Below are 20,846 nucleotides of genomic sequence, written 5' to 3' on the forward strand. Positions count from 1 at the left end.
CATGTAGTTGCTTGCGCAGTCGTGCAGACGCTCTTCTCGTAGCTTCTCGAATTTCCGCTTGCTCTGGCGGAAGCTTGACCAGACCCGTTTTCGACGAGAGGTCGTGTTTAAGGTCGGGAAGCGGGACCCGGCTCATGACTCTTCCGGCTTTGACTTTTGCCCAGTAGCCTCGACTGGGCAATGGAATTGCCAATGTCCGGCAAATCTTGGCAAGCCCGACATCGGACAGTCCATAGCGTGGCGCCACAACAGTCACCGGGTCCGTCCAGACTTCGTTGTAAAGCGTCTCGCGGTCGACTGGTTGGGTTGATTCTTCCAACGTTACCTCTCATCATCGGGCAATCCAGCTGCCAAGGTCTGTCATTCCCCTCAGCCTTGGCCGCACCTGAGCAACGTTACTGGCTTACCGCATGAGGCAGCCGAAGCTGACGTGCTCGACGCTGAGATTTCGTCAGGGCAGTTCCTATCGTTCCGCAAAAGCGGCGGCGGCCTGTGCGACCTGCTCAACCTTCCCACGCGAGAGTGCCTTGAGTGGCGTAATGTTGCCCAGCGACGCCTTGGGTGTTGTGAAGAACTGCCATTTGCTCCATCCGGGCAGGCTGCCAAGCAGTTGCGTCACCTTCGCGAGGGTTTTGCAGTCCACGTCACCCACCAGATAGAAGGCTGGATAGTACTGGGCGGAGCCGACGTCGACTGTGAAGATTCGCCCTGAGGCGACGGCTTTATTGAGGGCCTGTCGAGTCATGTCCAGGCCATGCCAGACTTTCGCCGCCGGCAGCAGTTTGCCTGAGTCGACCAGCGCCTGCCGTTCAGGTAAGGCAGGGCGCTTGAAATCGAACGGAGCGATGTTTTCAGCCGTTTGCGGGGCAGCGAGCTTTTCACGCCCAGCCCTTTTCGTGTTGCGGGCAATGGGCGCGTCACGGCCGAACGTTACTAGTCCGGCAAGGTGAACGACCTGCGAAATGCCGAGCTTGAACAGGTGTCCCAGCTGCGCATCTGGCAGCGCAAGCAACGCCTTGGCCTTTTCCGGCCCAAGCATGGTCGCAGCTCCAACAGCACTGCGCAGCGCATCTTCGGCTTCCGTATTGAGAGGTACCGCAGAGGGCTCGATAGAAGCGGGCTGTTTCACCATCGGCTCCTTGGGCAGCATTCAACTAGTATAAGTCGGTCTGCAACCAAGTCAACTGTGTCAACTTTCTTGTTGCTGGGGTCAGTGCGCGCTGTAGCCAAGGGCGAACTGACGGCGCAGGCTTCCTGTTCCTTTTTCGTCAACCGGTTGCACGCTGGCGTCGCTGTCAGAAGATTGATGACGGGCCGCCTATCGTAGCGGGCTGCCCGGATTTTCACTCTGGCTTCTTGAGTCGTGACTTGCTAGCCCGCTGACGGGGAGTAGCAATTCGAGTCAACATGAGCGGATTGATGGTAGGGACCGGAGCAATCGTCTCCAGCCACTGCTCGCGCCCAAGGACGCGAACAACTTGGATGAGAGTACGCAGCGAGGAGCCGCTGCCACTCTCGAGATTGCGCAAAGTGCGAATGCTGATGCCCGCCCTAGCGGAAAGCGTGGCTTGGTCCAGATTCCGGTGTATCCGGAGCGTCTTCAATCGCTCCCCCAGTTCAGCTTCCATTTCGGCTGGAGTCCGATGCCTTTGTGTATTGTTCGCTGTCTTCACGTCTTCCTCCCGATGCCCTCCGCAGCCACGTAATAACCGGCAATATTGTTCCCCTTAACACCGCCAGGCCACAATAACGGGCAGATTATTGCCGGTTATTGCGAGCCGATGAGTAAATGCCGAACCGAAAAGTCCACCTCGTAGGCCCTGGCCTGCATGCGCCCCCCCATGTTTGAGGACAGAGACCAAATCCATCCACCTCACGCTGCAAAACTTTTCGTACTGAAAAGGCCGAAACATGTCCGACGACCGACGCTGCTTCCGAGGTGAGATGGAAGAGCCATCGAGCTTGAACGTTAGCCTCCGTCCGAACTGTGCATTTCGGCAAGCCAGTCTTCAATGCGCCGTTGGGATTCAGGCGAACCAATGCCTTGTCGAGGGTCAAGCAAGACAAGGTGCGACTCCAGTCTGAGCACATCGGTGTTCAGGTGGTATGCGCCGTAGACGGAGTCGTCAATCGCTAGCCAGTTCTTCAAGCGACGCGCGAAAACATATGAGCGAATGATGTAGGTCCGCGCGGAGCCATCCTGCAAATATCCGAAGCGTGGCTTGATACCCCGGGTTGTGCCTACCACCCGCTTCGCGAGCGGCGGCGTCAGGAACGAAACTACTTGCTCGAAAGGCAGTATGTCGAGCCAAGATGTGGTGAGGACGATTTCGACACGAGGGTAGGGATTGAGCAGCCTCTCCAACTGTGAGGCAAATTCAAACAGTGGGTTCCCTGTATCGAGAAATAGCTGGCCGCTTCCATCGAGCAGTGCACGACCACGGTGAAGTGTGCCGTCGTAGTCAACGAATAGAGTTGGTGTGAGGTTGTCGAGAACCAGTGCCGGCACTTTAGATTCGTTGCTCATGGCATAGCATCTCTCTCATAGAGGCACAAATCAGCGCGGGCGGGCCGCGTCGATTCGCTCCAGCAAATAGCCTTGATACGGCGCCAGCTTCGGAGCGGGCGCACAAAGCCGAGCCAAGCATCGCTATCGAGAGTCTAGTCCGCCGGTTTTGAATGGCAAGATGCTCGCTCATCCACAGCAACTAAGCCGAATTGAATGGCGGTAACGTAGCCGGTGGCGCCTCGTATCGAGGCGGGGCTTGCGGGTCGATGCCGTCAACCCAAGGTAATGTCCCGGCTACACGGCCGCAATCCGAGTATGCCGAGTGGCTGCGTACGGACAAACTTTTCCTTGCATTCTCGCAGCGACGAGCTAGATTGATGGTGTGGAAATTTCCACGCCAAAGCGAGCCAGGAAAAGGCGATAGGCGCCGAGTGTGCTCTATCTCAGTCCGGTGACTTGCTCTAGCTTAGCATCAGCTGCGGCGGCAAGGACATCGCTATGGTCAACGTAGCGCTCAAGCCCTTCAATCGGTACCGCGCTGCTAAGTTGCAGGACAAGGGAGAACTGGAAAGTTCCGGATTCGACTTGGGCGACAAATGCGTCAGGAGCAACAGACGCGCCAACGCTGGCGAGATACTTCGCAGCTTTGTTGGACGTCAGACGCTGCCTCCGAAGCTCGTGGAGAACGATATGCGCGGCTTGTTCCTCTGCACCAGCGTACGCGTTAAGAATCTCGTCCCATTGCCCGGGGCGGTCGACGCGCAATGCTTCCAGTACCTGCAGGAAGAACGCGAACGAGTATGTTCCTCTCGTCGCCTTGCCTTCAACGCTTCTCGTCGATGCCTCCACGCCGAGTTCTCGAAGGCAATCGGCTGCCGTTTCGTACGTTGCACCTTTGCGCACGAGAAGGCTTCGCATGGCGCGCGAAGCCAGACGTGTCCAGGGCGTTTCCACGTAGCTCACAGTTGCGTTCCCTGACGGGCATGGGCTTGCCCGTAGTAGCACTTCACGGTGACAGTTATGCGCCAGGCGGAGTCCTGGCGACGAGGGACTTTAGTGTACCTCTCAAGTGCGCGGTATGGCGAATAACACGGCACTCCTCAAGTGTTCCGCGGACCCTTGAAGTGGGACTAGAAGCGCAGTTTGGTGCTATTAGAATTTAACTTTCCTCTGGAATTGTATAGCAGTAAGACCGATTTAACTCCGTCTCATACGAGATTGTCGCAATGCCTTATCTGGTAAGGCTTTGCGATGATTCTCGGGGCGCCGCCAGTTGCGAATAGCGTTAATTTTGCTATACGACTAGTATATGACTAATTGCGCCTTTTTAAAACGTGTGAAAAGGTTAGTGATGGTATTGCGCGTATTTGTAGAAATGTCGAGGTCTTGAATTTCCATTGCTAGCCGGATACGATGCTGACCCGGACTGACAGAAAATGCACATTTCGTGCGTCAGTCGACAATCAGTGTCGAGTCTTTGCCTGGACGACTTGGTGGACAATACGCACCAAAGAACAAGGGCAAGACCAGATAAACCGGTACTTGCCCTTGGGTGGTCCCGTGTTGCAGGAACCGCGTGTTTGAGCCACGCGCGCGCATCCTGCCACGCGCGTCTCTCTAGGTCAAGCGATTTCGCTCGCCCCTACGGGTGGGCATTGATGCAAGGAGAGTCGTGTGACTGCCTTTATCTCACCGCGCCCGTGCGCGGCTGCTCCCATTTCCTCTCGCCAATCTGACCACGCCGGGCTTTTTTTTGTGCGTTGGTGGAGACATCGGCTGCTGTTGGGCAGCTTTGCTGCCCAACAGCAGCCGATGTCTAGGGCTTCTGCCTCTTGAAATTTCCAGGAGCGCCGCCCCGTCTTACTGACGGCGAAAGTCACCTGGTAATCAAGGAATCGTAATCAACATATCGCGCTTCGCGCGAGGGTGAGGCTCGTCCAGGCGAGGAGCCGAGCGGCGGACCGCTATGAAGCTGCACAACGGGCCGACCTGCTCCGTACAGCTCAATGAGGTCCCAATTCATGTGCCCGCACACGGTGGACGCCGTCTTCCGCCGTCGCTGCCCCGCCGGCCGCCAACCGGCAATCGCCTACCCTTTGTCGGAAAAACATGAAAACGAATACAGTGGCTGCACCCGAGGCCAGCCGCATCGCCAGCGAAATTGTTCCAGCATGCACGGTCGAAACGCTAACCATAGCGAACTCCAATCCCTTCGCGGCACAGGTCCGTCCGCTCCCCACAGAAAGGACGGCGCGGTACAACGCCCTATTCAGCAACGGGAGGTTGGGCGAAAGGTTAGAGGACGTTCGTAAGCTGAAGGACGAGAAGGAATTCTTCGCGCCGAGTGAGTGCCATCTTTCTGCTGCGCATTCCATCGTTGATGCGGTGTGCGACTCTTACTTCCACCGGAATCCCACAAATCCCAAGCTCGCTGGGTTCCTCGGCCGACAGTCCCAGGTACTTCGTACTCATAGAATCCAAGCGTTCCCTCGGGCAGCGATTGCAGGGAAGTGCATCATCGTGGCGGGGCCGCCAGGGATTGGTAAAGGCGCCTTCCGCAGGCGAATTCGCACCTACATCGGCACCGATGTCATCCCGCACGGGAGCATACCTCCGGCAATCCAGTATGTGAGACAGCTTCCGTACGTCGAGATGCAGTTTCCAGGCAACATGAAGGTCGATACCCTCTGTCATCTCTTGTTGATGCAAATCGATTCGCAAGTGAATGGCGTGGCTTTCAACGATTCCCAGAGTCAATCGTCACGGACTTCTCTATTACGGCCGCGCTTGTATGCGCAGTCTGGGGCGGTGGGCCTTGGGCTACTGTACCTGTATGGCCTGGATGCCCATAGACTGAGCCTCCGCTCCGCCTTGGAGTGCCTAAATTTCCTTCAAGAGTTCGCCGAATACACCGGTGTGCCGGTCGTATGTTCGTCGACCTATGCGATTTGGGGATTGCTGGACGGAGCATCTACAAGTCCTCTGCAGCTCGGGGACAGAGCCGTCCACCGCTTTGACTACATCCCCCTCGATTCCGACTGGCGCACGCTCGTGAATGCGTTCTTGAAGAGGTATCGACTCTCAATCGCGACGGACGAAGTTGACTTCTCCCCGACCAAGCTCATTCCTCGCCGACTGTTGAGCAACTCTGGCGCCGGCCTCAAGAATCCTACCTGGTTCGAAGTAGCACTGATGGCAGAGACGCTGGGCGTGCCGAAGCAACTTTTTAACTTCTTGGCAGAGCTTTGGGTAATCCTGAACAAGAAGAAGGGGAACAAGGCCATCGTGGAGGCAATGGACTTCGCCAAAGCGTCGAAGCAGTACCGTAAGGCGACACTTGGATTGCGAGCGAACCTGTCGATACTGCTCGGCAAAGATAGATGCTCAGAGGAAGAAACCGCGCGCTTTTCAGACTGGTTGCTTCCCGAGCAGCGCGCCATGCAATTGTGATGGCCAATTCGGAAGAACTCGCGATATGTTGCCTTCTCTTTTGCTGCTTCCCCGTGCCGTCCCAGGCGAAGCATTTCCCAGTTTGGTGAGGCGGATTGGCGAGCTGTCGGGATTTGGTACGGACAGAGCGCTTACGACGGCGATGCACGCCTATGCACAGCATGACCTTCGGGCTCTGCCGAAGTTCATGCATGAATTCTGCATAGCAGTTGACAACGCTTACGGACAACCGATGGAAGTCCTCAATGCCTACACCCAGTTTCCGTACTACGGCGCTGTGTTGAGCAAAGAAGCCTACTTTGTCCTTGCGGAGAGGCTGCTGAACGCTCACCCAGGCCCCGGCCGCCCGGCGCGATTGCCAGTTCTCATGTCGACGTCGCCTTTCGTTGAACCGCATTGTGTGGAATGTGACACAAAGAGTATGCTGGACTATGGCGCAGTAGTCGTGTTCCGCGACCACCTACCGGTCTTTGTCACTAATTGTCCGCGCCATCGTTGCCCGCTTACTTCCGCGACCGCGCCACCCACGTACGACGTTGCCATGCAGGAAGCGGCGAACGATGCTCGAGTTTCGAACGCCGTGGAATTCTCCGTGAGAAGTGGTCTTCTGTTTGAGGCAGCGACACCTGGTGAGCGGCTCGGACGTCTGATAGCGAGGTTCGAAGTTAGCGGGCTACGTAGGAAAAGCGGCCGCTTTCGTACGGAAGCCATTGCGGATGGGTTGCGGCGCTTATGCGACGGAGGATTTGCGGATTCGCCCCTCCACGAACTTGTGTTGTCCGGGCGTGCTGCTGAGCACTCAATTGCGGTGCTGCGTCGGCCAGGTCGTGCACTCCATCCGGTCTACTACATCCTCCTCGATTGGCTGCTGGATTGGTTCAGTCCGAAGGGAGTCAAGAGAGAAAGTCGGCAGCGGCGCGAGCCATTGTCCGAACCATTCTTGCGTCAAGAGCTGGAAGCCGGCAAAACAGTCGGTCAGATTGCGAAGGAGAATCAGCTTTCTTCGACCACGGTGCGTGAATGCGCGGACAAGTATTCAATACCGAGGCCTGTGAAGCCACGGCGAATCACGCCAGCAGTTAGGCGCAAAGTCATATCCATGCTTGAAGACCGTCAACCAGTCGCTCAGGTGGCCAAGGTTGCCGACGTGTCAGTGTCTTCCGTACGGCGCATTTGCCGAACTGCAGGAATACGGCGTCACAGTGGCGTTGACGCGGACAGCGCCTGGGTTGAGGTAGAGGCGCACCGACAACGGTGGCTGGATGCATGCCTTCAACACCCAGATTGGAGCAGGACGAGTATTCGAAAACACTATCCCGCCCTATGGGCGTGGCTATATCGACACGACGACAGTTGGCTCGAAGACCATTCCCCACAACGCAGACGACCCAGAAGAACCGCCTGGCGTGCACCACTGAAGAGCAGAGGCCACGCGCCCGCCTTGTCAGCTGCCACATCGCTGGACGACAACCCGACTCGCCCTATGCGGCGGTCGCGCGGTCGGATGTCGCGCACGATGGGTCTGACACCGTACGAGTTTGAGTTGTTAGCGAAGTCTGAATGCAGCATCGAAGCACTGGTGGATACCCGAAGCACGTTCGTGCGTCGTAGGCTCAGGTGGGCCGCTCGCGCGCTTCATGCCGCAGAAGGAACGACTGCTCGATGGCGAGTGTTGAAAAAGGCGTGTGTGCGAGTCGCAGTAGCTAACAACAAGAAAACAAAATGAGAGTGAATACTCCGTTCATGCCGGCGATACAGCCAGAGGAACCCATTACGCACTACATTCTTCGGCTGCTCTCGTTCCTTGATGCTGAACAACGGCGAAGGATATTGCAGACGCAAGGTAGCCGCCGGAAAGTAAGGCCGTCATGGATTCTTCCAACGAATCTCGACAGCGTTGCTGAAATTTTAGGCGATGGTTGGAAAGCTGATGTTCTGATGGGGAAGCACACACTCGCGCCGCTATTCCACGCCTTTCTTGACCAAGAAACCTCTTGCGGACTACAAGCACTTGTTCGTGGTGGAAATCCCTATAAGTCGACATTCAATATCGAAATGGTGTATGCAGGCCGGCGGCAGATATGGGGTCTGGCGCTATGTCCTAAATGCGTGGAACACAGCGAAAAGAATGCAGGCACTCACGTAGTAACCTAGCCAAGCAGACTTCATCGTGGCCGAGCCCGTCAGTGCAAGTCCTGCCTGGATGACAGGGACCTACCCGCCGCCGTTACCGTTTGCCATCGACAAGATGCAAAGCGCGTTTCCAAGAGAACTTGCACTGGAGGTCTAGCGAAGGCGTATGTAGGGCTCGCTCAGCTTTTGGCGAAGTGACTCGGTCTTTCGCAACAGGTCCATGCCCTGCTGAAGGCTTCTAACGCAAATGGAGACCCCGCCAAGTTCTTGCGAGTGGATGGAAGTAGGCTCGTCCTTGTCGACAAACACGTCGATTACCAAGTGGGCATACAGCCAAGTTACGACTGGGCCAGAGGCTTTGTGACGGAAAGATACCAGGGGATACTCGCCAGCGTGAGCGTCGATAATGGCCGCCAAGTCCACGACTATGGCGCCAAGTTCGGATGAGTAAGATAGCAGCGTCATGACGAGCGTGTAGTGGTGTCTTATCGTATAGACGGAAATTGCACGCATGACTTTTCGGCGCCATATGCGGACACCGTTACGTGATGTACCAAGCGGCCATCTACGGACCTTTTGACGGGGCGACCCGTGCGGGGTTGCCGCACATCTTAGATTGAGCGCGGCCAGCGGACCCAGCCCCTATCTAACCCTTGTGCGCAGAATGGGTTAAAAGTACGCGGCATCCGCAACATCTTGCGCTTCGAAGAAGCGACGAAGTCGCTCGCACCAAGCACAATTGCTGCTGCGGTCAGCCCGCCGCTTTGCGCTGGGTCCGATATTGCACCGCAAGCATCTGGCGCGGCGTTCACAACGGATGGATGCCGTTCGCAATAAGCTGCTCCAGTCATATGGCGCTCGGCGATTGTTATGAGCCACGTTGCGGACGGTCGCCGCCTACGGCGTCCTAGCATGGCCGGGCCCCAGGAGGCTTCCCTCGTCAATTGCAGGCCAATGAAGAACCGGCTCGATAGAGAGGCTGGCTTGAAAAAGTCTTTTGCAGCAAGGAGTTATAAGAACAGTGGTTACTAGTAATGCAATAGCGTGCGGCAAAGAATCGCTTCAGCGGCAGGCACCCTTTGCGGAGCCGGATTTAGACATGTGAGAGGAGGGTTAAGACAGTAAGCCATTGATTTGTAAGGGGCTCTGTCATCTGCTGTGAACTAGTAATGCAACAATTGGCTGCTTGTAATGCGTAGGACCAGCTTTGCTGGAAGAACAAAGAGGCCCCGCGGGGCCTCTTTGCATTGGCGGCGCCTGGCTATGCCACGTACAGCAGGAACGCTCGCGCCATCTCCATATCCAGCCGCCGGTCCGACAGCGCAAAGGTGCTGTCGCGGTTGATCAGCGCGTACAGCAGGGTGCCGGCCAGCGCCTGGTGCGCAAAGCGGATGCGCAGTTCCAGTTCCGGCGAGGCGCCCGCCGGGTGCAGCCGTGCCAGGCGCGAAGCCAGGTCGTCCATGTACTGCCGGTTGAGCTGCCGGATCGGATCCTCGCCGCTGGTGACGCGGGCAACCAGCGAGGCACGCAGCACTCCAGCATTGCGGTAAGCCCAGAGGCGGCTGTCGCGCGCCAGCATGCACACGGCGTCTTCCAGCGTCGGCGGGTGTGTGTCGAGTTGCGCAAGGCGCTCTGCCATGGCCTTGCGCAGCGTGGTCAGCACCAGGACCTGCAGCGCCTTGAAATAGCTCTCCTTGCCTTCGAAGCGGCTGTAGAACGCGCCGGTCGTGACGCCTGCGTGCGCGCAGATCTCGTGGATCGAGACCTGTTCCAGCGTGCGCTCGCGCAGCAGCCGGCGGCCGGCTTCCAGCAGCAGCAGCGTGGTGCGCAGGCCGCGCGAATAGCGCGGTGCGGCATAGCCGGCGTGGCCCTCCAGCCCGGTCAGCTTGTTTTCCATGACGACCCTTTCTCCCCGCGGGGCGTGGCCTGGGCCCGCCCCGTCATGTCCGCGTTTTTACGGATGTCGTGAACTGTATCAGGCCAACATACTGGCTCAAAAACGTAATCAATATTACGAATTGAGCGGCGCCAAGTCTATCGGGTGCCGCCCGGAGATCGATAAGTGCCCTCCCGGAGACCTCGCATGACCATGTCCTACCAGCCGCGCCGCGCGTGGCTGACCGCAGTGCTGTTGTTCTTCTTCCTGGTGGTCAACGCCATGGACAAGATGGTGGTGGGCCTGCTGGCCGCGCCGATGATGGATGAACTGGGGCTGACGCCGGCGCAGTTCGGCCTGGTCGGCAGCAGCTTCTTCTGGCTGTTCGCGGTGTCCGGCGTGCTGGGCGGCTTTCTTGCCAACCGCACGCCGACCTCGCGGCTGCTGGTCTGCATGGCGCTGGCATGGTCGCTGTGCCAGATCCCGCTGGCGCTGTCGTCCAGCCTGGCGGTGCTGATCGTCTCGCGCATCCTGCTGGGTTTCATGGAAGGGCCGGCTGCGCCAGTGGCGATCCACGCCTGCTACAAGTGGTTTCCGGACCGCCGGCGCAACCTGCCCGTGGCGGTGCTGACGCAGGGGGCCGGGATCGGCATCGTGCTGGCAGGCTTCCTGATCCCGGCGGTTGCCGTGCATTGGGGCTGGCGTGCCAACTTCTACGTGCTGGCGGCGCTGGGCGTGCTGTGGGCCGTGGCCTGGCTGGCGCTCGGGCGCGAAGGCACGCTCGACGAGCGCCCGGCGGGGCACGCTGCGCCCCACGCCTGCGTGGCCGCCAGCGCGCCGCTGCGCCTGCCGTACCGGGTATTGCTGAGCGATCCCACGGTGCTGGGCTGCTTCGCGCTGCGGCTGGCGGCGTACTGGGGCCTGGCGCTGTGCCTGACCTGGATCCCGGCCTACCTGCAGAGCGGGCTGGGCTTCGACCACGCCGTCAGCGGCAAGCTGTTCGCGCTGATCATCGGCACCAACCTGCCGTTGACGCTGGCCATTGCCTGGTTCTCTGAGCGGCTGCTGGCGCGCGGCGTGTCGTCGCGGGTGGCGCGCGGGCGGGTCTCGGCCGGCATGCTGCTGCTGGCAGGCGGATTCTTCCTGTTGCTGCTGTGGCCGGACACCACGCCGGTCATGCGGGTGGGCCTGCTGGTAGTGGCCTGCGTGTGCGCGCCGGCGATCTATTCGCTGGGCCCGGCGATGCTGGCTGAGGTGGTGCCGGCGGGGCAGCGCGGTGCGATCCTCGCCATCGATGCGTCGGTGTCGTCGCTGGCCGGCGTGCTGGCGCCGCTGGTCACGGGCGTGCTGGTGCAGCACGTCCCTGGGGCACGCGGTTTCGAGCTGGGCCTGGCCGTCTGCGGCGCGATCATGGTGGTGGCGGCGCTGGCCGGCCTGTACGTGGTCAACCCTGAGCGCTCGCGCCGCCGGCTGGCCGCGCACCTGCCGTCGCGTGCCGAAGCGGGGCAGCCCGCGGTGGCAGCTGGCTGAATCCCCAACGCCCGGGCTATGACCCGGGCCTACCGCCCGGCATCGCCGCCGGCTTGCGCCACCGCTTCATGCACCAGCGCCGCGAAGACGCGCATGGCCGGCGACGGTGAGCGCCCGGCCAGCGACACGATCCCATACTGCGCCCTCAGCTCGGTTGGCGGGTGCATCGGCAGGGCCACGGCCATGCCTTGCGCGCAGGCCTCGGCCATCATCGCCACGGGTACCAGCGCCACGGCATCGACGGCCAGCAGCAGCGAGCGCAGCGCGTGCATGTCGTTGCAGGTGACGGTCATCAGCCCGGGCGCGTCCTCGGAGACCGGACCGCTGCCACCGCTGGCTTCATGCAGTGCCTGCCGGAAGAAGCGCAGGATATGTGCCGGCAGCCGCGTCCCTGCCACCGGATAGGCGCGCAGCTCGGCCAGGCTGACTTCGCGCTGCCGCGCCAGCGGGTGCCCGCTGCGCACGAAGAATGCCGTTTCCAGCGCCGGCAGCCGGTCAATCTGCAGGTGCCCCAGTTCCGCCAGGCTGCGGCTTTCGCCGACAAAGACATCGAGGCGTTCCGCTTCGAGCGAACGCCGCATGGCCGGCGTATCCGCGGTCTCCAGGTCGATGCGCAGATGCGGGTAGCGCCGCACCAGCGTCTCGAGCACGGGATCGAGCAGGAACGATGCCGCGAACGGCCCGAAGCCCGCGCGGATCGTGCCGATCTCTACTTCCTCCAGCAGTTGCAGGTCGCGCCGCAACTCGCGCTGTTCGCGCAGCATGCGGCGCGCGCGCTCGAGCGCAAGCATGCCGGCGGCGGTTGGCCTCACCTTGCCGTAGCTGCGGTCGATCAGCGGCCCCAGGTCCGCTTCCAGCGCCTGGATGCTGCGGGTCAGCGCCGGCTGCGACAGGTGCAGGGCGCTGGCGGCACGGGCAAAACTGCCTTGCTCGACCAGCGTGACGAAGTGATGCAGCTGCCTTAGTCCCATGAATTAATCTTTTTTGCATCAAAAACTGAAAAATATTGCATTGGACGTAACTTCTCAAGCCCGCTAACGTTCTCCTCCAAAACCATAAAGACGACCTGGAGACGACATGAACCGACGCGCATGGCTCGCGCTGGCCGCTGGCGGGCTGACTGGCGGGCTTTCGCTCAGCCTGGCCCTGCCCGCCGCCGCACAGGCCTATCCCGCCAAGCCGATCCGCATCGTGGTGCCTTATGTGGCCGGCGGCGGCACCGACACCATCGCCCGTGCCATGGGCGAAAAACTCAGCAAGCGCCTGGGCCAGCCCGTGGTGGTGGACAACAAGGCGGGCGCCTCGGGCATCATCGGCACCGACGCCGTGGCCAAGGCCGCGCCGGATGGCTACACGCTGTTGATGACCCTGACGCAGTCGGTGCTGACCAACCAGTTCCTGTACCAGAAACTGCCCTACGACCCGCGCAAGGACCTGACCATGATCAGCGTGCTGGCCGATGCGCAGCTGGTGCTGGTGGCCCATCCGTCGGTGCCGGTGCGCACCGTGCGTGAACTGGGCGAGTACGCGCGCAGCCGGCCGGGCAAGCTCAGCTATGCCTCGTGGGGCGTGGGTTCGCTGTCGCACCTGAGCGGCGCCTACTACAGCAAGCTGGTGCACGGCCAGGCCACGCACGTGCCCTACAAGGGCGAGGCGCCGATGATGCAGGACCTGCTGGGCGGGCAGGTGCAGTTCGGCTTTGCCAGCATCCTGACCGCCAAGCCCTATATCCAGAGCGGCAAGCTCAAGGCACTGGCGGTGACCGGCACGCAGCGCAGCAGCGCGCTGCCTGACATGCCCACCTTCGCTGAGTCCGGCATGCAGGACAGCGCCTTCAAGACCGTCGGCTGGATCGGCCTGGTGGCGCCGGTGGGCATGCCCGCGCCGATTCTCGCCAGGCTTGAAGGCGAAGTGCGCGCCATCCTGCAGGCGCCCGACATGCAGGAGCGACTGGTCGCGCTGGGGCTGCGCACGGTGGGCAGCTCGCCGGCCGAGGCGCAGGCGCTGTATGCGCGCGACTGGCCGGTGCTGAAGACGCTGGTGGCGGATTCAGGCGCGAAGCTCGACTGATTTTCACGGCTGGCTCCCGACGGCGGGCGGCGCGGCAATTGCCGTGTGCGCCCGCTTTTCTGTTTGCACGATGCCGCGCGAAGCGCTTTTGAAAATCGAATGGAAACCATTGGTATTCGCATCCGCAATAGCGCGTGAAAACCCGGCGAAAATGCGGCGGCGAGGGCCGAATTTGCTTGATGTCCGCTCTTGCCGGACTACCATGAAGTTCGCGGCGGGATAATCACTGCGGGGTTTTCGTGTTTACGAAAATGAGAGTAGGTCCATCAGTTTCGAGGGGTCGTTGGGGGCAGTCATGAAAAGCGACAAGAAGGTGATCCAGTTGCTCAATGGCCAGCTCCGGCATGAGTTGACCGCGATCAACCAGTATTTCCTGCATGCCCGCATGTACCGGCATTGGGGGCTCGGTGCCCTGGGCAAGCACGAGTACGAGGAATCGATCGAGGAAATGAAGCACGCGGACAAGCTGATCGAGCGCATCCTGTTGCTCGATGGCCTGCCCAACCTGCAGGACCTGGACAAGCTGCTGGTCGGCGAGAACACCGAGGAGATGCTCGGTTGCGACCTGAAGCTCGAACAGGTGTCGCAGGCCAGCTGCAAGGAAGCGATCAAGTTTTTCGAGTCGGTCGGCGATTATGTCTCGCGCGAGATCGTGGTCGATATCCTCGCCGACACCGAGGAGCATATCGACTGGCTCGAGGCGCAGCTGGAACTGGTGAACAAGGTCGGGCTGCAGAACTACATCCAGTCCGCGATGGGTTAGGGGCCGGCCCCGTCTCCTGCAAAGATTTCCATTTCCCGCTACACTGCGGCCCGCAGCACGTAGCGTCGCACAGACGCGGCGTCAGCGGCGGGGTGGCAGAGTGGTGATGCAACGGCCTGCAAAGCCGTATACGACGGTTCGATTCCGTATCCCCGCCTCCAGTCTTTCCTTGCCTGGCACAAGTTGCCGGGCCGTCTTGTGCGCGCCCGCGCAATTCCCCGGTTTTCATGGGCTTGTCACAGTGACTCGTCTTGCACGGCAGCCATGCGGTGCTGCGCATAATTGGCGCGATGGCGCGGGCCGTTTCGGCCTCCCGTTTCCGTTACTTCCCCAATAGAACAACGCCACTGAATCGGGTAATGTTGCCTGACAGGCCACATGGCCTGCGTGCAACCCGTGCCGCCGGATGGCGGCACAACCATGTCCGGGCTTCCATGGTGTCCCCGTCGCGAGGTGATGTGAAAAAGAGAGGCTCCAGATGATCAAGGACTTGCGGATCCGCGCGGCCATGCCCTCGGACGCGCCAGCCGTGGGCAGCGTGCTGGAACGCTGCGGCCTGCCCGTGGACGATGTGGCCCGCTTGCTCGAGCACTTCCACGTTGCCATCCTTGGATCGCAGATCATTGGCTGCGCTGCCGGCGAGCGTTTCGGCGAGACCGTGGTGATCCGCAGCGTTGCCGTATTGCCGGAACACCGCGACCAGGGCGTGGCCACGCATGTGGTGCGCGCCGCGCTGATGCGCGCACGCGCCAATGGCGCGCGGCGCGCGGTGCTGCTGGCCTCGAGCTGCCCGAGCTATTTCGCGCGCTACGGTTTTACGCTGGTGCCGGCCGCGAAGCTGCCGGCCGAGGTCATGTCATCGAGCGAATTCCACCGCCATACCGATACGCCGCCGCTATGCATGTGGTGCGAGCTGGACTGAACCCGCATGCACCGATGGCACGCCTCAGTGCGCGCCCTCGCAGCGGCTGATCTCCACCGTCACGTGCACCAGTTCTTCATGCACGGATAGTGCCTCGCGCACGCGCTGCGGGGTCAGCGCCGGATCGTGCGTGACCAGGCAGGCGATGCAGGCAAACTGCTGCCGGCCCACGCGCCAGACATGCAGGTCGGTCACACTGGTGCGCTCCTCGCCGTTGGCATCGGCAGGGTCCAGGCCCGCCAGCACCTCGCGCACTTCTTCCACCACCGGATGGTCCATCTCGCGGTCCAGCAGCACGGCGCCGCTCTGGCGCAGCAGCCCGACGGCCCACCTGCCGACCAGCGCGGCGCCCACCAGACCCATCGCCGGATCCAGCCACGCCCAGCCCAGCCACCAGCCGCCGGCCAGCGCGACAAGCGCCAGCACCGAGGTCGCGGCGTCGGCCAGCACATGCACGTAGGCGGCGCGCAGGTTGATGTCGTGGTGGTGGCCGTGGCCGTAATCATGGCCGTGGTGATGGTGGCCATGGTCGTGCCCGTGGTCGTGCCCGTGCGCATGGCCGCCCAGGATCAGCGCGCAGCCCAGGTTGACCAGCAGGCCGAGCGCGGTCACGGCCATGGCCTCGCGGTAGTGGATGTCCTGCGGGCTGAGCAGCCGCTCGACCGAGCCGGCCGCCATCAGCGCCGCGATGCCAAGCAGGAACACCGCGCTGGCAAAGCCGGCCAGCACCTCGATCTTCCACGTGCCGAAGGCAAAGCGCCGGTCGCCGGCGTAGCGGCGTGCGGCGGCGTAAGCGAAGGCCGACAGGCCGATGGCCAGCGCGTGCGAGCTCATGTGCCAGCCATCGGCCAGCAGCGCCATCGAGTTGAACCAAAGGCCGGCAGCGATCTCTACCACCATAGTGGCGGCGGTGATCGCCATCACCAGGCGTGTGCCGCGTTCGGCGGCGCGGTTGCCGGCGTCGAAAGCGTGGCTGTGGGTCCAGGCGGACAGGTCGTGGCTATGCATGGTCTGGTTCTGCTGCGCGCTTGAGAGCTGAAATCGTCACCCCGCGTGGGGCAATGCAGGCACAAGGGTAGCAGAGCCCCGGCGCTTCGGCGGCCGCGTCCCTGACGGCTGCAGGGACAGCTGGCGCGCACTTTGTGTGCTCCCTGCGGTACACAAATAGACCCTGGCTGTCAGCGGGGAATCCACGCCGTCCTTACATACATTCATGAATGGATGTATGATTCAACGAAAAATTCACACTGCCTTCACGACTTTGTTGTCCATTCCGAGATGAGCTATCGATTTATCGCTATCTGCCTGACCGCCTGGCTGGGACTCTGCGCCACCGCGGGCTGGCTGGTCGAGCGCCTCTGGAGCTGACCGCTCGGTCCTGCGCGGGTGCTAAGCCGCGCGCGGTGCCTGCGCCAGACGGTCGAAGAACTGCCACAGCTGTGGCGCATCGCCGGTGGCCACATTGAAGCGGATCCACGGCGAATCGGTCTCGTCCGGCTCGAAATACGACCCTGGCGCCAGCCAGATGCCATGCTCCAGCGCCAGCGTGGCCAGGCGGTTGCCGTGCAGCGGCCCGCCGCGGCGGCTGGCCTGCAGCCGCGCCTGTGCCGCCTCGTTCAGGCGCGCCCAGGCGAACATCCCGCCCTCCGGGCGCAGCAGCACCTCCAGCCCGTGGGCTTCCATCTTTTCCGTCACGCGATCCTGCTGCGCGCGCAGCCGCTCGGCCAGCGCCGCCACGTGGCGGCCGTAGTGGCCGCTGGTCAGCACCGAGTAGACCAGCCGCTCGGTGACTTCCGACGAGGTCAGGCCGACCGCCATCTTGGTGCGCGCGAAGGCCTTGGCCAGGTCGGGGCTGGCGGCCAGATAGCCGACCCGCAGCGACGGCGTGATGGTCTTGGAAAAGCCGTTGATGTAGACCACCTGCGACAGCCCGTCCATGGCCGCCAGCATCGGCGAGCCGGCCGGCGCCAGCTCGCGGTAGATATCGTCCTCGACCACCAGCAGCCGGTGCTGCTCGGCCAGCTGCAGCACGCGGAAGGCGTTCATGCTGCTCAGGCTGGCGCCGGTCGGGTTCTGCAGCACGGTATTGATAAAGAGTGCGCGCGGGGCATGGGCGCGGATGGCATCGTCCAGCGCATCGGTATCCAGCCCCGCCGCAGAGCGCGGCACGCCCACCACGCGCAGTCCCGCCAGCCGCAGGATCTGCAGGAGGTTGCAGTAGCAGGGCGATTCCACCAGCACCGTATCGCCGGCACGCAGCAGCGTGCGCACCACCAGGTCCAGCGCCTGCGTCGCGCCCTGCGTCAGTACCACCTGCTGCGCCTGCAGCGGGATGCCGTACTGGCCCAGGCCGGCGGCGATATGCTCGCGCAGCGGTGCAAAGCCGTACGGATGGCCGTAGCCCGACAGCTGCGCCGCCGGCACGCGCGCCGAGGCGCGCATGGCCTGGTGCAGCCCTTCCTCATTGAGCCAGTCGCCGGGCAGCCAGCCGGCGCCGGCCTTGATCGGCACCGAATGGTCGGCGAACACATCCGACAGCAGCCACGCCGCGTTCAGTCCCGGCGCCTCCCATTGCGGCGCGCGCGCGTGCCCGGCCGGGGCATGGCGATGCGCCACGGTATAGCCCGAGCCCGGGCGTGCCGCCAGGTAGCCCAGCGCGGTCAGCCGGCCGTAGGCCTCGGCCACGGTGAAGGTGCTGACGTGGTGGTGCTGCGCAAAGCGGCGCACCGAGGGCAGGGCGGTGCCGGCGCGCAGCGCGCGCTGCTCGACCAGTGCGGCGATGCCGGCGACGATCTGCTCGGTCAGGGTGTCGCCGTCGCGGCGGCTGCGGGTCAGGGTCAGGGTCAGCATCAGGCACTCGGGCAAGCGTGAACCTGTACAGTTTAGCGGTTGGAGGCAGGCCAGGATGCGGTGGTTTTCCGCAAAGCGAAATTTGCCGCAGTGCAGCGTGGAATGACGTACCGCGGTCCAGGGCGGGTCGTGGTACGGCAGCGGGCTGGCGGCCCCCCCGATGGCTCTTGCCTGTACGGTTTGGCATGTTCAAACTGCACGGTAAGGCAGTCTTGTCCGGACTGTATATTTTGTCGGCCAGACGCCGCCGGTAGAGTGGCCCTCATTGCCCGCCGCGCTGCCAGCCAGCGTGCCACCAGCCAATCCGACCCGATTCCCCCTAGGAGGACGTATGGACGCCGCCAAGACCGTGATTCCCGATCTCGATGCCCTGTGGATGCCCTTCACCGCCAACCGCCAGTACAAGGCGGCGCCGCGCCTGCTGGCGTCGGCCAGCGGCATGTACTACACCACCCACGACGGCCGCCAGATCCTGGACGGTTGCGCCGGCCTGTGGTGCGTGGCCGCCGGCCACTGCCGCAAGGAAATCGCCGAGGCGGTAGCGCGCCAGGCTGCCACGCTGGACTATGCGCCACCGTTCCAGATGGGCCATCCGCTGTCGTTCGAGGCCGCCACCAAGGTGGCCGCGATCATGCCGCAGGGGCTGGACCGCATCTTCTTCACCAACTCGGGCTCGGAGTCGGTCGACACCGCGCTGAAGATCGCACTGGCCTACCACCGTGCACGCGGCGAAGGCCAGCGCACGCGCTTTATCGGGCGCGAGCGCGGCTATCACGGCGTGGGCTTCGGCGGCATGGCGGTGGGCGGCATCGGCCCGAACCGCAAGGCGTTCTCGGCCAACCTGATGCCGGGCACCGACCACCTGCCGGCCACGCTGAATATCGCCGAGGCCGCCTTCTCCAAGGGCCAGCCGCAGTGGGGCGCGCACCTGGCCGATGAGCTTGAGCGCGTCCTGGCGCTGCACGACCCGTCCAACGTTGCCGCCGTGATCGTCGAGCCGCTGGCCGGCTCCGCCGGCGTGCTGGTGCCGCCGGTCGGCTACCTGGAAAAGCTGCGTGAAATCACCAGCAAGCATGGCATCCTGCTGATCTTCGACGAGGTCATCACCGCCTTCGGCCGCCTCGGCGCCGCCACCGCGGCCGAGCGCTTCAAGGTCACGCCGGATCTGATCACCATGGCCAAGGCGATCAACAACGCCGCGGTGCCGATGGGCGCCGTCGCCGTGCGCCGCGAAGTGCATGACACCGTGGTCAATTCGGCCGCGCCGGGCGCGATCGAGTTGCTGCATGGCTACACCTACTCCGGCCACCCGCTGGCCGCGGCTGCCGCCATTGCCACCCTCGACCTGTACCAGCGCGAAAACCTGTTCGGCCGCGCCGCCGAGCTGGCGCCGGTGTTCGAAGCCGCGGTGCACGGCGTACGCGGCGCGCCGCACGTGAAGGACATCCGCAACTACGGCCTGGTCGCCGGCATCGAGCTGGAGCCGCGCCCCGGCCAGCCCGGCGCGCGCGCATATGAGGCCTTCCTGAAGTGTCTGGAGCTCGGCGTGCTGGTGCGCTACACCGGCGACATCCTGGCGTTCTCGCCGCCGCTGATCATCTCTGAAGCCCAGATCGGCGAACTGTTCGATACGGTGAAGAAGGCGCTGCAGGACATCAAGTAAGCGGCGCGCGCCGCATCGCATTGCCGCCGGACCTGCGGGTCCGGCCTCCCTGATTGCACGCCGGGGCGCGCGCTGACTTGCGTGCCGCGGCAATCGAAGGAAATCCCAAGTGAGCATCGCAGAAAACCGGCAACTGGCCGAGATCCAGCATTTCATCGGCGGCGCCGTGCGCCGCGCCGGCGGCCAGCGCCTGGCGGACGTATTCAACCCCGCCACCGGCGAAGTCGCCGCACGCGTGGCGCTCGGCACCACGCAGGACGTGGCCGACGCCGTTGCCGCCGCCCATGCCGCATTCCCCGCCTGGGCCGACACCCCGCCGCTGCGCCGCGCGCGCATCCTGTTCAAGTTCAAGGAGCTGCTCGACCAGCACCACGACGACCTGGCCGCGCTGATCACGCGCGAGCATGGCAAGGTGTTCTCGGATGCAAAAGGCGAAGTCACGCGCGGCATCGAGGTGGTGGAATTTGCCTGCGGCATCCCCAACCTGCTCAAGACCGACTTCACCGACAACATCGGCGGCGGCATCGACAACTGGAACCTGCGCCAGCCGCTCGGCGTGGTGGCCGGCATCACGCCGTTCAACTTCCCGGTGATGGTGCCGATGTGGATGTTCCCGGTGGCGATCGCCTGCGGCAATACCTTCGTGCTGAAGCCGTCGGAACGCGATCCGTCGCCGAGCCTGCTGATTGCCGACCTGCTGCGCCAGGCGGGATTGCCTGATGGTGTGTTCAACGTGGTGCAGGGTGACAAGGAAGCGGTCGATGCACTGCTGGCGCATCCGGATGTGCAGGCGCTGTCGTTCGTCGGTTCGACGCCGATTGCGGAGTACATCTACACGGAAGGCACCAAACACGGCAAGCGCGTGCAGGCATTGGGCGGCGCCAAGAACCACCTGGTGGTGATGCCCGATGCGGATCTCGACCAGGCGGTCGATGCGCTGATCGGTGCCGCGTATGGTTCTGCCGGCGAACGCTGCATGGCGATCTCGGTCGCCGTGGCCGTGGGCGATGTCGCCGACAAGCTCGTGCCGCGGCTTGCCGAACGCGCCAGCTCGCTGAAGATCCGCAACGGCATGGAGTC

The 20,846-nt window shown here is 62.7% G+C and carries 17 protein-coding genes and 1 tRNA gene; 10 read left to right on the forward strand and 8 right to left on the reverse strand.

Annotation, left to right across the window (positions count from 1 at the left end; genetic code table 11):
• Positions 1 to 463: 463 nt before the first annotated feature.
• The 4 genes from AC3WVS_RS27855 to AC3WVS_RS27870 all read right to left on the reverse strand — a co-directional run bounded on the left by AC3WVS_RS27855 (position 464) and on the right by AC3WVS_RS27870 (position 3,472).
• Positions 464 to 1,132: a hypothetical protein gene (locus AC3WVS_RS27855; protein ID WP_492321207.1), complete on the reverse strand. Its 669-nt coding sequence runs from the start codon at positions 1,130 to 1,132 to the stop codon at positions 464 to 466.
• Between the two features lie 211 nt (positions 1,133 to 1,343).
• Entirely contained in the window at positions 1,344 to 1,628 is a 285-nt protein-coding gene (locus AC3WVS_RS27860) for a helix-turn-helix transcriptional regulator (RefSeq protein ID WP_492321208.1), read from the reverse strand.
• Positions 1,629 to 1,969: 341 nt separating this feature from the next.
• Positions 1,970 to 2,527 (reverse strand): HAD domain-containing protein, encoded by a 558-nt coding sequence (locus tag AC3WVS_RS27865; protein WP_492321209.1) that lies wholly within the window; start codon positions 2,525 to 2,527, stop codon positions 1,970 to 1,972.
• Between the two features lie 420 nt (positions 2,528 to 2,947).
• On the reverse strand, positions 2,948 to 3,472 hold the full coding sequence (locus tag AC3WVS_RS27870) for a DUF6471 domain-containing protein (RefSeq protein ID WP_492321210.1): 525 nt from the start codon (positions 3,470 to 3,472) through the stop codon (positions 2,948 to 2,950).
• 1,146 nt (positions 3,473 to 4,618) lie between these two features.
• Here AC3WVS_RS27870 and AC3WVS_RS27875 point away from each other — a divergent pair.
• The 3 genes from AC3WVS_RS27875 to AC3WVS_RS27885 all read left to right on the forward strand — a co-directional run bounded on the left by AC3WVS_RS27875 (position 4,619) and on the right by AC3WVS_RS27885 (position 8,113).
• A complete protein-coding gene (locus AC3WVS_RS27875) occupies positions 4,619 to 5,959 on the forward strand; it encodes a hypothetical protein (protein WP_492321211.1) in 1,341 nt (446 codons plus the stop codon).
• Positions 5,960 to 6,500: 541 nt separating this feature from the next.
• Positions 6,501 to 7,685, forward strand: coding sequence for a TnsD family Tn7-like transposition protein (locus tag AC3WVS_RS27880; RefSeq protein WP_492321223.1), 1,185 nt, complete (start codon positions 6,501 to 6,503; stop codon positions 7,683 to 7,685).
• Entirely contained in the window at positions 7,682 to 8,113 is a 432-nt protein-coding gene (locus AC3WVS_RS27885; protein WP_492321212.1) for a hypothetical protein, read from the forward strand. Before AC3WVS_RS27880 ends, AC3WVS_RS27885 begins: the two co-directional genes overlap by 4 nt.
• Positions 8,114 to 9,353: 1,240 nt before the next feature.
• Here AC3WVS_RS27885 and AC3WVS_RS27890 read toward each other — a convergent pair.
• Complete coding sequence (locus tag AC3WVS_RS27890) at positions 9,354 to 9,989, reverse strand: TetR/AcrR family transcriptional regulator (protein ID WP_492321213.1); 636 nt, start codon at positions 9,987 to 9,989, stop codon at positions 9,354 to 9,356.
• Positions 9,990 to 10,175: 186 nt separating this feature from the next.
• On the opposite strand from AC3WVS_RS27890, the gene AC3WVS_RS27895 reads away from it, so the two are divergent.
• Positions 10,176 to 11,498, forward strand: coding sequence for an MFS transporter (locus AC3WVS_RS27895; protein WP_492321214.1), 1,323 nt, complete (start codon positions 10,176 to 10,178; stop codon positions 11,496 to 11,498).
• A gap of 29 nt (positions 11,499 to 11,527) precedes the next feature.
• Here the strand turns inward: AC3WVS_RS27895 and AC3WVS_RS27900 are convergent, their stop codons facing one another.
• Positions 11,528 to 12,469, reverse strand: a complete 942-nt coding sequence (locus AC3WVS_RS27900) for a LysR family transcriptional regulator (protein ID WP_492321215.1) — start codon at positions 12,467 to 12,469, stop codon at positions 11,528 to 11,530.
• 106 nt (positions 12,470 to 12,575) lie between these two features.
• Between AC3WVS_RS27900 and AC3WVS_RS27905 the strand changes: the two genes are divergently transcribed.
• The 4 genes from AC3WVS_RS27905 (at position 12,576) to AC3WVS_RS27920 (ending at position 15,253) form a co-directional block, all read left to right on the forward strand.
• Positions 12,576 to 13,568 (forward strand): Bug family tripartite tricarboxylate transporter substrate binding protein, encoded by a 993-nt coding sequence (locus AC3WVS_RS27905; protein ID WP_492321216.1) that lies wholly within the window; start codon positions 12,576 to 12,578, stop codon positions 13,566 to 13,568.
• A gap of 295 nt (positions 13,569 to 13,863) precedes the next feature.
• Complete coding sequence (bfr, locus tag AC3WVS_RS27910; protein ID WP_035820638.1) at positions 13,864 to 14,331, forward strand: bacterioferritin; 468 nt, start codon at positions 13,864 to 13,866, stop codon at positions 14,329 to 14,331.
• 86 nt (positions 14,332 to 14,417) lie between these two features.
• A tRNA-Cys gene (locus AC3WVS_RS27915) sits at positions 14,418 to 14,492 on the forward strand.
• A gap of 317 nt (positions 14,493 to 14,809) precedes the next feature.
• On the forward strand, positions 14,810 to 15,253 hold the full coding sequence (locus tag AC3WVS_RS27920) for a GNAT family N-acetyltransferase (RefSeq protein WP_492321217.1): 444 nt from the start codon (positions 14,810 to 14,812) through the stop codon (positions 15,251 to 15,253).
• A gap of 24 nt (positions 15,254 to 15,277) precedes the next feature.
• On the opposite strand, the gene dmeF is transcribed toward AC3WVS_RS27920, so the two are convergent.
• Together dmeF and AC3WVS_RS27930 are read right to left on the reverse strand one after the other, a co-directional pair.
• Positions 15,278 to 16,261, reverse strand: a complete 984-nt coding sequence (gene dmeF / locus AC3WVS_RS27925) for a CDF family Co(II)/Ni(II) efflux transporter DmeF (protein ID WP_492321218.1) — start codon at positions 16,259 to 16,261, stop codon at positions 15,278 to 15,280.
• Positions 16,262 to 16,642: 381 nt separating this feature from the next.
• The gene (locus tag AC3WVS_RS27930; protein ID WP_492321219.1) at positions 16,643 to 18,103 is read right to left on the reverse strand and encodes an aminotransferase-like domain-containing protein; all 1,461 of its coding nucleotides are present in this window, start codon (positions 18,101 to 18,103) and stop codon (positions 16,643 to 16,645) included.
• 331 nt (positions 18,104 to 18,434) lie between these two features.
• On the opposite strand from AC3WVS_RS27930, the gene aptA reads away from it, so the two are divergent.
• The gene (gene aptA / locus AC3WVS_RS27935; RefSeq protein ID WP_492321220.1) at positions 18,435 to 19,766 is read left to right on the forward strand and encodes an omega-aminotransferase AptA; all 1,332 of its coding nucleotides are present in this window, start codon (positions 18,435 to 18,437) and stop codon (positions 19,764 to 19,766) included.
• A 109-nt stretch (positions 19,767 to 19,875) separates the two neighbouring features.
• Positions 19,876 to 20,846: CoA-acylating methylmalonate-semialdehyde dehydrogenase (mmsA, locus tag AC3WVS_RS27940; RefSeq protein WP_492321221.1), on the forward strand; the 971-nt coding region annotated here is incomplete at its 3' end.

This window comes from Cupriavidus sp. CPT47-8839-RL05A (genome assembly GCF_058792255.1).